Raw genomic sequence first — 13,406 nt, 5'->3', positions numbered from 1 at the left:
TTCTGATGTCTGAACCCTCTGTCATTCCAAGCATTCAATTAAATACCCGTGGATTACGTTGCCCTGAACCGGTGATGATGTTGCATCAGGCGATTCGTAAATCCAAGTCTGGCGATGTGGTGGAAGTATTTGCAACAGATAATTCAACTTCTTGGGATATTCCAAAATTCTGCATGCATTTGGGACATGAGCTGTTATTGCAGGAAGAATGTTTAGATGAAAACGGCAATAAAGAGTTCCATTATCTGGTGAAGAAGGGTTAATGATTTTTTTATTTAAAATACGTGATTAGAGATGTGTGATTGAAAGATTGATTCATCACTTACGACTTAAATTTTAAGGTGTTTTAATCTCTAAAAATAAACCCGCTTTTTAGCGGGTTTATTTTATATCTCAACTGAGACTCATTACATATTCGGGTAGTTTGGACCACCACCGCCTTCCGGCGTTACCCAGGTGATGTTCTGTGAAGGATCCTTGATGTCACAGGTCTTGCAGTGTACACAGTTGGCTGCATTGATCTGGAAGCGTTTCGAACCGTCATCATTTTCCATGATTTCGTATACCCCCGCCGGGCAGTAGCGCTGTGCCGGTTCATCCCATTTTGGCAGGTTGACGTTCACCGGAATCGAGGCATCGGTCAGCTTCAAGTGTGCTGGCTGGTTTTCTTCATGTACCGTGTTGGATACAAACACCGAAGATAAACGGTCAAAGGTCAGCTTGCCATCCGGTTTTGGATAGTTCGGCTTGAAGTTCACCGCATCCACGGTTTTCAGCGCACCGAAATCCGTCACCAGGTCGTGCAGGGTAAATGGCACCTTAAACACGTTCTGGTCGATAAAGTTAAACGCACCGCCAAGCCACTGGCCAAACTTGTGCATTGCCGGGCCAAAGTTACGCGAATTATATAATTCTTCTTTCAGCCAGCTGTTGTTAAACTTGTCGGTGTAAGCAGTCAGTTCTTTGGCAAACAAGTCTTCGCCTTCCGTCACACGCGCAACGGCCAGGTCACCGCCTTTTGCTACACCGGCAGCAATCGCTTCAAATACCGCTTCACCGCAGAGCATGCCGGATTTCATTGCGGTATGCGAACCCTTGATTTTGGCAAAGTTCAGGAAGCCGGCATCATCACCAATCAGGCTACCGCCCGGGAAGGTGAATTTCGGCAGCGAGTTAAAGCCGCCTTTGGTCACGGCACGCGCGCCATAAGAAATGCGCTTGCCACCTTCCAGATACTGCTTGATCAGGGGATGGGTTTTCCAGCGCTGCATTTCCATAAACGGATACATATGCGGGTTGGTATAGGACAGATCGACGATCATGCCCAAAGTCACCTGATTGTTTTCAGCGTGGTACAGCCACCAGCCGCCTGACGAACCGGTTTCGTTTAACGGCCAGCCGGCACCGTGCATCACCAGACCTGGCTTGTGTTTCGCCGGGTCGATTTCCCACAGTTCCTTAATGCCGATCCCGTAGTGCTGCGGATCTGAATCTTTATCGAGGTTGTATTTGGCAATTAAACGCTTGCCGAGGTGGCCACGGCAGCCTTCAGCAAACAGGGTGTATTTGGCATGCAGTTCATAGCCTGGAGTGAAGTTATGTGTCGGTTCGCCATCCTTGCCAATGCCCATGTCACCGGTCTGGATGCCTTTTACCGAACCATCTGCATGATAGAGAATTTCCGATGCGGCAAAGCCCGGGAAGATCGACACTTCCAGCTCTTCCGCTTTTTGGCCCAACCAGCGCACCACGTTGCCCAGCGAGATGACATAGTTGCCGTCGTTATGCATGGTTTTAGGCACCATCCAGTGCGGGGCTTCCTGTGATTTTTCATCCGAGAGCAGGAAATAGGTCTTGTCTTCGGTTACTGGCACATTTAAAGGGGCACCTTCTTCCTTCCAGTTCGGGAACAGCTCATTCATGGCACGTGGTTCCAGTACTGCACCGGACAGGATATGCGCACCGACTTCAGAGCCTTTTTCCACCACACAAACCGACAGATCGTTCAGGTTGTTTTCAATTGCAAGTTGACGGATCTTGATCGCTGCAGAAAGACCGGCCGGTCCTGCACCTACGATGACGACGTCAAACTCCATCGATTCACGTTCGATGTGTTCCATGTAGGATTCCTCATATGATTAGAAGGTGGCAACCGTCATTATTCCGGTGCTGCCATGAGTATTCTGTGTGCCCAGACACAATTTTAATATCGTGCCTTTTATATTGTGGGCTAGTATAGTTTTAAACCTCGATCTAGCCAATTGGCTGAATCATATTATTTTTCCGTCAGCAGGGTCTTTAGTCATGATTAATCAAAATAATTCACCAAATCCGACGAAAAAAGTAGCTATTCCCGATGATAAAAATTTAAAAGGCATTGCACAATACTTAAAAGATGCACAGGCCGGTCACAAAAGGTCAATACCCCCATTGGATCAATTCAACCCAAAGCATTGTGGGACAATGGATTTAAAGGTAAAAGCCAATGGAGAATGGTGGCACGAAGGTCAATTGATTAAACGACAAGCCCTGATTGACCTGTTCTCAACCGTGCTCTGGAAAGAACAGGGCAAATTCTACTTAAAGACCCCGGTTGAGCAGATTGAAATTGAAGTAGAAGATGAGCCTTTATTTGTCAATCAGGTGGATCAGGTCGAGATTGATGGAAAGACTTATATTCAATTCACCACGACCACTCAGGATATCGTGATTGTGGATCAGCAGCATCCGATTTTTATGCGTGAATATGAAAGTGAATTGCGTCCATATGTACACGTGCGTTTTGGCATCAATGCATTAATTCAACGTTCTGCTTTTTTTCATTTAATTGAAATGGGACAGCTGCTTGAAAATGACAAAAATGAAACCATTTTAAGCTTACAAAGTGGCGATTTTTACTTGCAATTGGGCACCTGAGGTTTAAGCTTTGATCTTCCGATTTCTTGAACTGCTGAAAGTGAAACCATGACAGCCATTCATCCTGTTTATCCTTTAATCGATCCAATGCCTAAGGCACATGCTGATGCACCCATCGGGATTTTTGATTCTGGAATAGGTGGTTTGTCTGTCGCACAAGAAATTGCCAGACATTTGCCCAAAGAACGTATTGTTTATTATGCTGATACTGCACATGTACCGTATGGCCCACGAAAAGATCAGGAAATTCGTGAGCTTACGGCGCATGCCATTGAGTGGCTATATCGGAAGGGGTGTAAAGTCGCAGTTGTTGCATGCAATACCGCGTCTGCATTCAGTCTGGATTATTTACGTGATTATTATGGAGAAAATTTTCCTATTATCGGTCTGGTACCGGCACTGAAACCGGCCGTTTTGCAAACTAAATCCAAAACCGTGGCTGTGCTTGCCACGCCTGCAACCTTTCGTGGTCAGCTGATTAAAGACGTGATCCAGCGTTTTGCAATTCCCGCCAATGTGCAGGTTATTCCTGTCACCTGTCTGGATTTGGTGCCTTTTGTGGAAAGTGGCGCACAGATGAGCGAGGCATGTTTAGCGACCTTAAAAGCAATTTTGCAACCTGTGGTTGATCAGGGAGCCGATTATTTAGTTTTGGGTTGCACACATTATCCCTTCCTAAAATCTGCAATTCAGTCTATATTTGGTCAGAAACTGACATTAATTGACTCTGGACTGGCAGTTGCGCGACAAACAGCCCGTATTTTGATCAAAAATCAATTGTTATTTGAGCAAGAACAAAATAATGGCTTACGCATCGAGTGCTATGTGAGTGGCAATAATGCAGAACATTTAAAAACTGTGCTGCAGTACCTGATTCAAGAAGATTTGACTTGGGATATTCGTAATATTGGTGTTGAATAAATAAACAAATGCGGCTAGTCTTTTGAAATATATTAAAAAATTTTTATATTGGGGTCGCTGAATTATATCGGGACTGCTCAGGATGTATCAGTCAGGATGTAATAAGCAATTGGAAGAGGATAACCAATGCTCGATAAGCGTTATCAGGTTTTTATTTCTACTTCTGGCAGTGAAATGCAGCCGGAACGCATCGTTTTAGCTCAAACTTTAGTGGGCATGGGTTTCTTTTCTTGGGGATTAGAACAGCGAACGCCATTAAGCACCGCGTTTGCACGTCGTCAGATTGATGATTGCGATTATGTGGTCCTGCTGGTAGGCAGTCAGTATGGTGAACAATCTGTGTCAGGTGTGGGTTATATGCATCTGGAATATATTTATGCGGTCACCAAACAGAAACCGATTATTGTCTTTATGCATGAAGATCCTGCATCACGTGATGAGTCTTTACATGATCAAAAACCTGAATTGCGCGAAAAATTTCTAGAATTCCGTAAATTATTACAACAAGAAGTGGATCAGATTTTTACTTACCGTAGCCTGCGTGATCTGGAAATGGCCGTACGTTTTAACATGTCGCAAATGCTGGAGCGCTATCCGGTATCGGGATGGGTTCGACCGCAAAACACCCAGGCTTTACATGATCAAATTGATCAACTGAAAGCCAAAATTGAACAGCTGGAAACCGAAGTCGGAAAACGGGAAGTAGACCCGTTCCTGTCTTTACCTAAAGTTTCCATGAATGAACTGTTTTCATTTGAATATCGTATGCATGCTTACCAAGATGGTAATTTTAAAGAACTGAAAATTCAGAAGAAACTCACCTGGGCTCAGCTCCTGTCTATTTTGGGCAGCATGTTTGTCAATCCAACACCAGAAGAATATTTTTCCAAATGCATCAATGATTATTTGAATGAGACGGGTCTGGCAGATGCCCGGATGGAAATGCCACGTGCCCATGCCGTTGCCCGTGCACAAATTAATATTCGTGCCTTACACAGTATTAAGCTGCAAATGCGTCAAAATGACTGGATTGTGCCGTCAGGCCGGGATGACCGTCAACGAATGCTCTGGCAGCTGACCCTCAAGGGACAAAAGCTACTTGAAAGTAATTTGCTGGATAATGATCGTGTTTTTCAATTTAAATCTGCGTTTTAATCCATATAGAGAAAGTGCAGAAAGCTGTTAAAGTAAAGCAGTTCATTTCTATTGGAAAAGGGTTTGATGTCTTCTGCACCTAAAACGAAAGTCACGATTATTTTGGCCAATTTGGGTACGCCGGACCAACCCACGGTCCCTGCAGTTCGTCGGTTTTTGAAGCAGTTTCTGTCCGATCAGCGTGTCATTGAAATCCCAAAACCGATCTGGCAAATCATTTTACGGCTGTTTATCTTGCCTTTTCGTCCCAAGCGTGTGGCCCATGCCTATGAAATGGTGTGGCAGCAAGATTCTCCCATGCGTGAAGTGCTATTGAATCAAGTCATTGAAGTAAAGAAAGCATTGACCGGACAATATCCTGAATTTGAACTCAACATTATTCCTGCCATGACCTATGGCAATCCAGGCATTGATTCTGCCTTGAATCGCTTATCACAGGACATTCCAGATCACATTATTTTATTGCCTTTATTTCCACAGTATTCAGCCACCTCAACAGCACCTTTATATGATGCCCTGGCAAAATGGATTTTGACGCAGCGCAATTTGCCCGGTCTGTCCATTATTCGCGATTATTATCAGCATCCCGCATTTATCCAGGCGCTGGCGCAAAGTGTCCGGGACTATCAGACCGTACATGGCCAGCCAGAAAAACTGTTGATGTCATTCCACGGCATCCCTCAGCCTTATGCCGATAAAGGCGATCCTTATGCAGAACGCTGCCGTGTCACGGCACAATTATTGGCCGATGCATTGGGCTTATCCGGGGAGCAATGGGCCATCAGTTTCCAGTCGCGTTTTGGAAAACAGGAGTGGGTAAAACCTTATACCGATGCCTTGCTGGAAGAATGGGGCAAGCAAGGGGTGAAATCGGTTCAGGTCATGAGTCCTGCCTTTTCTGCAGACTGTCTGGAAACACTGGAAGAGTTAGCGCTGCAAAATGCTGAAATATTCCAGTCGGCAGGTGGTGGAGAATATGCCTACATTCCGGCCTTAAATTGTCGTCCAGATCATATCGCCTTGCTCAGCACACTGCTTCGGGCTAATCTTGATGGATTAAAGCAAACATTCGCTCACTAATTTCTCCGAGGTTTCATTATCATGCTGCAAGTCAAAATTGTGCCGGTCACGGCATTTCAGCAAAACTGTTCAATTGTTTGGGATGCTGAATCTAAAGAAGCCATTTTGATTGATGCGGGCGGTGAAGCGGAAAAACTACAAGCCGAGGTGGAAGCTTTGGGGCTGAAAGTAAAAGCCTTATGGCTGACCCATGGGCATCTGGATCATGCCGGTGCGGTAGGTGCTTTAAGCAAGGTCTGGAATGTGCCGGTAATTGGTCCGCACAAGGAAGATGCCTTCTGGCTCGACATGATTCAGGAAGTATCTCAACGTTATGGTTTTCCTGTTCCAGAAAAGGTAGAGGTGACTCAATGGCTTGAAGGTGGAGAAGTTTTAAAGCTGGGAGAGGAAGAATTTGAAGTTCGTTTTGCTCCGGGTCATACGCCGGGTCATGTGATGTTCTATAACAAAAACTATGGCCTGTTATGGACAGGCGATGTACTGTTTAAAGGGTCTATTGGACGGACCGATTTCCCGCGCGGCAATCATCAGCAGCTGCTTGATTCCATTCAACGTGAATGTTTTAGTTTGCCGGATGAAACGCAATTTATTTCCGGTCATGGTCCCTTAAGTACCATTGGTTTTGAAAAAAAGCATAATCCCTTCGTAGCAGGTAAAGCGGGTTAATTCTTTTTTGTTTTTCCTGTACGAGATTGATGAATTATTGCATCAATCTCGGTGAAAGGGTCCACTGCTTAGCTGTTTTAATTCCAGTGCAATGATAATGGCTGCCAGTATGAATAAAATGCCAATCGCAATAATAATGCCATCATGGGTATAAATTCCAAAAATCAGCCCCACAATACTGAAGCCAACAAACAGAAAAAATAGAACTTTTAAGCACCAAAGACCCATGGAGTTCTCCTTTTTTTATCATTTTTAAGATTTATCATTGTTAGTTTTTTTATCGTTATAAGGCGGTTATAGCCCAACTGTACTGTTTTTAAGTTTAGTTTTAAGTGTTCAATTAAGAAAAATTTTATTGCTATTCTTGTAGAAGGATTATAGTTTAAAAAGTGAGTACAGGTTATTCTTTTTATCGGTAAACGATATGAATTTAACAGTTGTAAAAAACTGTTTTTAAGTTGTTTTTGTGGGTAAATTTGAATTACGTAATGAAGAAAATAAGAAACAAATTTATAGGCACATGAACATTTCTCTATAAAAGGCTGACTTGTATCACGTGATTTATGGTTTATTATTTTGAGGGATGAATTGTGAAGCTACTATTTACAAAAATAACACTGTTTATATTTACTATTCTAATGTTGGTGTGTTTGGGCTTGGGGATTTATAGCCACGATATGCTCATCACGGCGATTGGTATCCTTCTGATTTTTTTTATTATTCTTTTGGGTTTGGAATATAGGAAAATGCTTTCCAATCCATTTGACTAAGGTGAATCAATCCCTTTTATTCACCTGTAGATAATTTTCCTGCGGATCACGCAAGATGATTAAAAATCATCTTGTTCGCCACTGTTATCTGCTTGGGGGGCATCTTGAGTCGGCAGTTTATATTCATCATTCGCCCAGGCTCCCAGATCAATCATTTTGCAACGTTCTGAACAAAAAGGACGAAATTCATTGCCTTCCCAGTGAGTGGGTTTACCACAGCGTGGACACGGAAAAGTGCGCGGCATGTTATTCTCCGAATAAAAATAAGGATTCAATTAGGCAAATACAGTCGCTCTTGCTAGACTTGAGCGGATTTTTGTTAGTTTGATCTGATTATGCCAATTCGTCAATTTCAAGCACAGCGTATGCATGCACCTCGTGATTTTCAAATGATTCGCCCGGATCCCGTTTGTGTGGAAATTGGTGCCGGCAAAGGTAAACATGCCTTGCTGTTTTCAGCTCAACATCCTGAAAAAAAATTGATTGCCATTGAGCGCACGCGTGAAAAATATCTGGCCATGCAAAAACAGCATGTCCTGGAAGGACAAACGAATTTACAGGCGATTCATGCCGATGCCATGCCGTGGATTGTGCATGCCTTATTGCCTGCTCAAGTACAGCAGTTTTTTATTCTCTATCCAAATCCCGAACCGCATAATCCGGCACAGCGCTGGTTAAACATGCCATTTTTTGAATTTCTGCTGTCACGCTTACAGCCGGGTGGTACCGTCACTTTGGCCAGCAACATTCCTGAATATATTGCAGAAGCACAGCAGCAGTTGATTGAAGTCTGGAAATTGCCTTTTGTCAAAGAAGTGATTCCAGGCACCTCGGCACGTACCCATTTTGAAATTAAGTATCTGGAACGGGGGGAGTTGTGCCAGCAACTGATCATCAGCAAGCCGGAAGGCTACAGTACGCGCTTTGATGATTTTAAGCCTTTGCAAGGCCAGAATCCGGTTCAAGTTGTAACATCAGAAACTGATATTAAAAACGCTGAATGAGTGGTTTATGAAAAAGCGTGTTGCAATTATTGGGGCAGGTCCCGCAGGGTTAATGGCTGCAGAAGTCTTGAGCCAAGATGGCTATGAGATTCATGTCTATGAACAAAAGCCGTCTGCTGCACGCAAGTTTTTGATGGCGGGTAAAACCGGACTGAATATTTCCCATGCCGAGCCTATTGAGCAGTTTATTCAGCGTTATGATCAGGCGGAATGGCTGGCTCCTTGGGTAAAAAAATGGGATGCCCAATGGATTCAGCAATGGATGACGGGTTTGGGGATTGCATCCTATATCGGCTCCTCAGGACGGGTGTTCCCGGTAGAAATGAAGGCTGCTCCTTTGCTGCGTGCCTGGCTAAAACGTCTGGCTGAACAGGGGGTGATATTTCACTATCGTCATCAGGTCGTGAATTTAAAAGATCGGCAACTGTGTATTCGGGATTTAACCACACAGCAAGACAGCGAACAGGATTTTGATGCCATCATTATGGCTTGTGGGGCAGTATCGTGGTCGCAACTCGGCAGTGACGGTGCATGGCAGCAATGGCTTTCTCCGCATGACATTGAAGCCTTTCAGGCCAGTAATGCCGGGGTGGAGCGTACCTGGTCCAAGTTTATGCAGCCGGTCTTTGGCCAGCCTTTAAAACGTGTCGAAGCCTGGGTAGAGGGTCAAGCCAAAAGCATGGGTGATATTGTGATTACCCATTATGGTCTGGAAAGTGGCCTGGTCTATAAGCAGGGGCGTGCACTGCGCCAGCAAGTGAAAAATGGTCATGCCATGCAGCTGTATCTGGATTTGCTTCCCGAGCAAAGCATGGAGCAATTGGTGAAAAAATTACAGCCGGGTAAAAAGCAGTCATTGAGCACTGTCTGGCGTAAGGCGGGACTGGATGCAGCGAAGGCCAGCCTGGTGCGTGAACTGGTTGCAAAACCTCTATGGAACGATCCAATAGCTTTGGCCCAGCAGATTAAACAGCTACCGATTGCTTTAACGGGATTTCGCCCCATAGAAGAAGCCATTAGCTGTGCCGGTGGGGTAAAACGCGATGTGTTATCCGAGCAGCTGCAATTAAAGTCCAACCCGCATGTATTTTGTTGCGGCGAAATGCTGGATTGGGATGCACCGACCGGAGGCTATTTGCTTACGGCCTGTTTTGCGACAGGTCGTGCTGCAGGTGAGGGTGTACATGCCTATCTGGCTGCACAAAAATAACAGTACATCATGCGGCCGGTTTTGAACTGCTATTTAAAGCATGCTAAGTTGCATACTCAATTTTGATAAAAAATGCAGCAGTTATGTCTGAACAAAAGCGATATACAGGAAGTTGTTTGTGTGGCGGTTTGCGCTATGAAATTCGGGGCGAAATTGGCGACATCGTGCAATGCCATTGCCAGCGTTGCCGTAAGGCCAATGGCAGCGCCTTTGCCACCAATGCACCGATTCGAAAAGCCGATTTTCACATTGTGCAAGGTGAACATTTACTGAAAAAGTTTCAGTCCAGCGAAACCACGCAGCGCTGTTTCTGTAGCGATTGTGGCTCGCCGATTATCAGCATTAAAACCGATACCCCTGATTTGTATCGCCTGAGAATCGATACGCTGGATACACCGCTGCAGCAAAAGCCAACGCAACATATTTTTGTGGCGTCCAAGGCCGAGTGGGATAGCATCTGTGATGGCCTGCCACAATATAATGAACGACCTTAGTCATGCTGAAACCTGCGGTTAAAAGATCAAGGGATTACAAGATCCCTTTTTTATGCCCGCAATTTTAGTAGCCAGATTCAGTGGTTTCGGATTTGGCTGCCTCAGCTTTTTTTGCTTGGGCCTGATTCATGTCCGGATATTGGGATTGCCAGTGTTCCAGCTGTTCCTGGGCATGTAAAAATTCACCCAAGCCTTTGGTTTGATTTGCTGAATTTTTAATCGGCTCTGCTGTTTTTTCTTTGTTTTCATCATAGAATTTGGCCTGATTCTGCCAGTATTCTGCCATCAGCCCTTGAATATAACGCCCTTGCTCGGTTTTCAAATCCAGTTCTTTGAGCATGGTTAAAGCCGAGTAAATATTGTCACGTTTACGGTTATAGGCAAATTCATCCGTCAGTGTACCCTGATCCTCCATTTTGACCAGTTCATCTTCCATCTCGTCACTCATTTGGCTGAAACGCTGGTCGAAGTCGGTCAGTAAGGCAATATCATGTTGATCATCCGGGGTTTGTGGGAACGTTTTTACTGGTTCGGTAATCAGTTCCTGCATGACCTTATCTTCAAGCTGAATCTTGTCACCTTGAGATACGGTATCTGGCTTACGATCACAGGCACTCATCAGTACACTTGAGCACAGTAAAACAGGAAGACCACAGTGTTTGAGTTGAAGTTTTATCATGATGGGTTCCTTTATTTCTGATCAATTTTTTTAAAGTCATAGGCATAGGTCACATAGGGGAATGCAATTTCATCTTGGGGATGCTTGCCTGTATACTCTAAAACGATCTGTTCAAATTCAGCTTTTAACTGCTGCTGTTCTTGTGCGGACAGGGTGGCAATAAAACTGGTAGAGAGCAGGCGTTTGGACACCACCTGTTCCACAGTGCCAACATGCTGCTGCTGAAACGTTTCGGTATTTGCCAACTGAAACAGTGCTTGCTGTTCAAAGACCTTTTTCCATTGGCCGCTGTGATAACGTGGCGTATTGCCCTCCAGAGGTTGAATGCGGTCTGCCAGCGCTTTGACCCAGTCGACCTGAACATCGCGCTGATTCCAGATTAGTGCCAGATGCCCGGACGGTTTGAGCGCTTGATGAATTTGCCTTAATGATTCAAGATTGGCAAACCAGTGAAAGGATTGTGCGCAGACCACAGCATCTATACTATGTGCCGTTAACGGCAGAGATTCACTCGATGCCTGCAGCGTTTGAATGTCGGGATAGGCATGTTGCAATTGTGCCAGCATGGCCTGAATTGGCTCAATGGCAATGATGTGTGAGGTCAGCTGTTTTAAATAAGGTAAGAATTTGCCAGTGCCCGCACCCAGATCAACCACCTGCGACTGTTCATCCAGTTGGAGCTGATCGCGTAGCCAATGGACGATGTCTTGTGGATAACTCGGCCGAACTTGTTGATAAAGTTCAGCAGCAGAACTGAAGCCTTTTTGAGCAGCAGGATGAAGTGATTGTGTCATATTTTGCGCTTTTTAATCTTCATGGCATCTATAAAATAACATAGTCGCTTTTCGTAAATAGGCAAGGTGTCTATTTGTAGTATTGAATCTGATAAAGGGCCGATTTGCTTCGGTGTGGAAATGGATAAACACATTATTTTTGAAGACGAACAAATTCGTGCAATCTTTCTTAAAGGCTCATCGGATGAACTGATTTTCTCTTTTGGCGATTTAATTACCCGGGCCAAAGGACTATCGATTAATGCCGAAAAATCCCTGCATAAATATGACTTTAATGTAATTGGCATCATGCCCAAGCAGAAATCCTGGTTTCCTGAAAGTTCAATGCGCGTGATGTTTGCCCAGATTCAGGAACTGATTGCGCCGTTTAAAACCCGTATTGGCTATGGCGGTTCCATGGGCGGATATGCGGTCATCAAGTATTCCAACCTGCTGGATTTAAAACGCGTGGTGGCTCTGGTGCCGCAGTATTCCATCAATCCTAAAGATGTCGAAGACCCGCGCTACAACATGTTCTTTGATCCTGAACAGAATGCCAATATGCACATTCAGCCACAGGATGTTGCAGCTGAACGTGAATATATTGTGGTCTATGATCCTTATTGTCCGGAAGACCGTGCGCATTATTTAAAACTGGAACAGGTGCTGCCAAAAATTCAGACCCTGAACCTGCCTTTCACCGGACACGATGCCATTGCAGTTCTGGCCAGCTCGGAATTGTTGCGTGACTTTCTGCTGCACAAGTTTGATGCCATCTATTTTTACCGCAAAATCCGTCAGGTGAAAAAAAACAGCAAGTTTTACTATCGCAAAGTCATTGAAAACTTGTTGCCCCGGCACCGCAATGCCTTGGGTTCCATTCTGGTCAATAATGATTTGCAGCTGGACAGCCAGTTTTTTGATGCCAAGCTCAAAAACAATTTACTCAGGGAATTGCTGCGCAATAAACAGGTCAGTCAGCAAGATCTATTGAAACTGGGCATACAGGTCAATTTGCCGCAGGAAAGTCGTAGCCAGTTATTGGACTGTTTTGGTCATGGACTGGTATTTAATGTGATTAGCCAGAAGATTGAAAGCTATGCCGCCAGTGCCATTGCCCTGAACCATAAATTTCTGATTCCAATCTTTGCCAAAGGCAGTGGACTGGTACAAATTGCATTGAATGATGAACGTTATATTGTGGCCATGAATGACCGGCAGGTGATGAAATTGTTCAGGGAACAGGACGCCTTAACAGCCGGTATGCATCCCTTGGTCATTAAAAAATATAGTGATTTTTATCTGCTCAGTTATAAGCATTTAAACTTGAGCAATAACGAATATGGCAGTCATGAGTTCTTGGAAGATACTCCGCAAACGGCGCAATTTGTGACCCAGCCTGAACCGGTATCTGCCCTATAACCTACAGATTCAGGGTTGAGCATATGCCCGATTTGTTTTAATTTTGATCACTTGCTTTATCTTTAAATCGGTCTAAGATAGAGCGGTAAGGCAAGTTCTCATGACTCAAAATTAAACAATAAACAAATAACGGGTGCTTAAGGATGAAACGTGATTTTATACCGGCTGTACTTTTAACCCTCATCTCTATATCCATACCTTCCTATACTTTTGCACACAGTCTATATCCGACTTATATCATTATGGGCGGGGGCATGCTTGTCGTGTTTGTTCTGGCAATCTATGTGTTCTATGCAATCCGCAAGTCAATTCAACT

General features: G+C 44.5%; 15 protein-coding genes. 10 read left to right on the top strand and 5 right to left on the bottom strand.

All coding sequences use genetic code 11. The annotated features are described in order from the left end of the window. The first annotated feature begins 5 nt into the window (after positions 1-5). Positions 6-263, top strand: coding sequence for a sulfurtransferase TusA (gene tusA / locus BLP85_RS05530; protein WP_092819133.1), 258 nt, complete (start codon positions 6-8; stop codon positions 261-263). A 144-nt stretch (positions 264-407) separates the two neighbouring features. Here tusA and BLP85_RS05525 read toward each other — a convergent pair whose 3' ends face one another. Next, positions 408-2,120 carry an electron transfer flavoprotein-ubiquinone oxidoreductase gene (locus tag BLP85_RS05525; protein WP_092819132.1) on the bottom strand — a complete coding sequence of 571 codons (1,713 nt, stop codon included), beginning with the start codon at positions 2,118-2,120 and terminating at the stop codon, positions 408-410. Between the two features lie 184 nt (positions 2,121-2,304). Between BLP85_RS05525 and BLP85_RS05520 the strand changes: the two genes are divergently transcribed. From BLP85_RS05520 to BLP85_RS05500, 5 genes are all read left to right on the top strand, one after another. Continuing rightward, a complete protein-coding gene (locus BLP85_RS05520; protein ID WP_092819131.1) occupies positions 2,305-2,916 on the top strand; it encodes a DUF1285 domain-containing protein in 612 nt (203 codons plus the stop codon). A gap of 48 nt (positions 2,917-2,964) precedes the next feature. Then, a complete protein-coding gene (gene murI / locus BLP85_RS05515) occupies positions 2,965-3,837 on the top strand; it encodes a glutamate racemase (protein ID WP_092819130.1) in 873 nt (290 codons plus the stop codon). Positions 3,838-3,963: 126 nt separating this feature from the next. Continuing rightward, on the top strand, positions 3,964-4,992 hold the full coding sequence (locus BLP85_RS05510; RefSeq protein ID WP_092819129.1) for a DUF4062 domain-containing protein: 1,029 nt from the start codon (positions 3,964-3,966) through the stop codon (positions 4,990-4,992). 66 nt (positions 4,993-5,058) lie between these two features. Beyond that, positions 5,059-6,072 (top strand): ferrochelatase, encoded by a 1,014-nt coding sequence (gene hemH, locus BLP85_RS05505; protein ID WP_092819128.1) that lies wholly within the window; start codon positions 5,059-5,061, stop codon positions 6,070-6,072. A gap of 21 nt (positions 6,073-6,093) precedes the next feature. Beyond that, a complete protein-coding gene (locus tag BLP85_RS05500) occupies positions 6,094-6,738 on the top strand; it encodes an MBL fold metallo-hydrolase (protein ID WP_092819127.1) in 645 nt (214 codons plus the stop codon). A gap of 42 nt (positions 6,739-6,780) precedes the next feature. Here the strand turns inward: BLP85_RS05500 and BLP85_RS05495 are convergent, their stop codons facing one another. Together BLP85_RS05495 and BLP85_RS05490 are read right to left on the bottom strand one after the other, a co-directional pair. Next, a complete protein-coding gene (locus BLP85_RS05495) occupies positions 6,781-6,966 on the bottom strand; it encodes a hypothetical protein (RefSeq protein ID WP_092819126.1) in 186 nt (61 codons plus the stop codon). 601 nt (positions 6,967-7,567) lie between these two features. Beyond that, positions 7,568-7,753, bottom strand: a complete 186-nt coding sequence (locus tag BLP85_RS05490) for a DNA gyrase inhibitor YacG (RefSeq protein WP_092819125.1) — start codon at positions 7,751-7,753, stop codon at positions 7,568-7,570. Between the two features lie 84 nt (positions 7,754-7,837). On the opposite strand from BLP85_RS05490, the gene BLP85_RS05485 reads away from it, so the two are divergent. The 3 genes from BLP85_RS05485 (at position 7,838) to BLP85_RS05475 (ending at position 10,216) form a co-directional block, all read left to right on the top strand. Further along, positions 7,838-8,512, top strand: a complete 675-nt coding sequence (locus BLP85_RS05485) for a class I SAM-dependent methyltransferase (RefSeq protein ID WP_171259663.1) — start codon at positions 7,838-7,840, stop codon at positions 8,510-8,512. A gap of 7 nt (positions 8,513-8,519) precedes the next feature. After that, positions 8,520-9,722, top strand: a complete 1,203-nt coding sequence (locus BLP85_RS05480; RefSeq protein WP_092819123.1) for a TIGR03862 family flavoprotein — start codon at positions 8,520-8,522, stop codon at positions 9,720-9,722. A gap of 83 nt (positions 9,723-9,805) precedes the next feature. Continuing rightward, on the top strand, positions 9,806-10,216 hold the full coding sequence (locus BLP85_RS05475) for a GFA family protein (protein ID WP_092819122.1): 411 nt from the start codon (positions 9,806-9,808) through the stop codon (positions 10,214-10,216). A 64-nt stretch (positions 10,217-10,280) separates the two neighbouring features. On the opposite strand, the gene BLP85_RS05470 is transcribed toward BLP85_RS05475, so the two are convergent. Both BLP85_RS05470 and BLP85_RS05465 read right to left on the bottom strand, forming a co-directional pair. Beyond that, positions 10,281-10,895 (bottom strand): hypothetical protein, encoded by a 615-nt coding sequence (locus BLP85_RS05470; RefSeq protein WP_092819121.1) that lies wholly within the window; start codon positions 10,893-10,895, stop codon positions 10,281-10,283. A gap of 11 nt (positions 10,896-10,906) precedes the next feature. Further along, positions 10,907-11,689 (bottom strand): class I SAM-dependent methyltransferase, encoded by a 783-nt coding sequence (locus tag BLP85_RS05465; protein WP_092819120.1) that lies wholly within the window; start codon positions 11,687-11,689, stop codon positions 10,907-10,909. Positions 11,690-11,809: 120 nt separating this feature from the next. On the opposite strand from BLP85_RS05465, the gene BLP85_RS05460 reads away from it, so the two are divergent. After that, the gene (locus BLP85_RS05460) at positions 11,810-13,090 is read left to right on the top strand and encodes a hypothetical protein (RefSeq protein ID WP_092819119.1); all 1,281 of its coding nucleotides are present in this window, start codon (positions 11,810-11,812) and stop codon (positions 13,088-13,090) included. The last annotated feature ends 316 nt before the right edge of the window (positions 13,091-13,406 follow it).

Origin of the sequence: Acinetobacter kookii, assembly GCF_900096895.1 — a bacterium.
In the GTDB taxonomy this organism is placed as follows: Bacteria; Pseudomonadota; Gammaproteobacteria; order Pseudomonadales; family Moraxellaceae; genus Acinetobacter; species Acinetobacter kookii.
This window is presented reverse-complemented; position numbering and strand designations above follow the sequence as displayed.

Bases quoted from the DNA above. Each gene is read 5' to 3' on its own strand.
- tusA (WP_092819133.1), top strand. From the start codon at position 6: ATGTCTGAACCCTCTGTCATTCCAAGCATTCAATTAAATACCCGTGGA.
- BLP85_RS05525 (WP_092819132.1), bottom strand. From the start codon at position 2,120: ATGGAACACATCGAACGTGAATCGATGGAGTTTGACGTCGTCATCGTA.
- BLP85_RS05520 (WP_092819131.1), top strand. From the start codon at position 2,305: ATGATTAATCAAAATAATTCACCAAATCCGACGAAAAAAGTAGCTATT.
- murI (WP_092819130.1), top strand. From the start codon at position 2,965: ATGACAGCCATTCATCCTGTTTATCCTTTAATCGATCCAATGCCTAAG.
- BLP85_RS05510 (WP_092819129.1), top strand. From the start codon at position 3,964: ATGCTCGATAAGCGTTATCAGGTTTTTATTTCTACTTCTGGCAGTGAA.
- hemH (WP_092819128.1), top strand. From the start codon at position 5,059: ATGTCTTCTGCACCTAAAACGAAAGTCACGATTATTTTGGCCAATTTG.
- BLP85_RS05500 (WP_092819127.1), top strand. From the start codon at position 6,094: ATGCTGCAAGTCAAAATTGTGCCGGTCACGGCATTTCAGCAAAACTGT.
- BLP85_RS05495 (WP_092819126.1), bottom strand. From the start codon at position 6,966: ATGGGTCTTTGGTGCTTAAAAGTTCTATTTTTTCTGTTTGTTGGCTTC.
- BLP85_RS05490 (WP_092819125.1), bottom strand. From the start codon at position 7,753: ATGCCGCGCACTTTTCCGTGTCCACGCTGTGGTAAACCCACTCACTGG.
- BLP85_RS05480 (WP_092819123.1), top strand. From the start codon at position 8,520: ATGAAAAAGCGTGTTGCAATTATTGGGGCAGGTCCCGCAGGGTTAATG.
- BLP85_RS05475 (WP_092819122.1), top strand. From the start codon at position 9,806: ATGTCTGAACAAAAGCGATATACAGGAAGTTGTTTGTGTGGCGGTTTG.
- BLP85_RS05470 (WP_092819121.1), bottom strand. From the start codon at position 10,895: ATGATAAAACTTCAACTCAAACACTGTGGTCTTCCTGTTTTACTGTGC.
- BLP85_RS05465 (WP_092819120.1), bottom strand. From the start codon at position 11,689: ATGACACAATCACTTCATCCTGCTGCTCAAAAAGGCTTCAGTTCTGCT.
- BLP85_RS05460 (WP_092819119.1), top strand. From the start codon at position 11,810: ATGGATAAACACATTATTTTTGAAGACGAACAAATTCGTGCAATCTTT.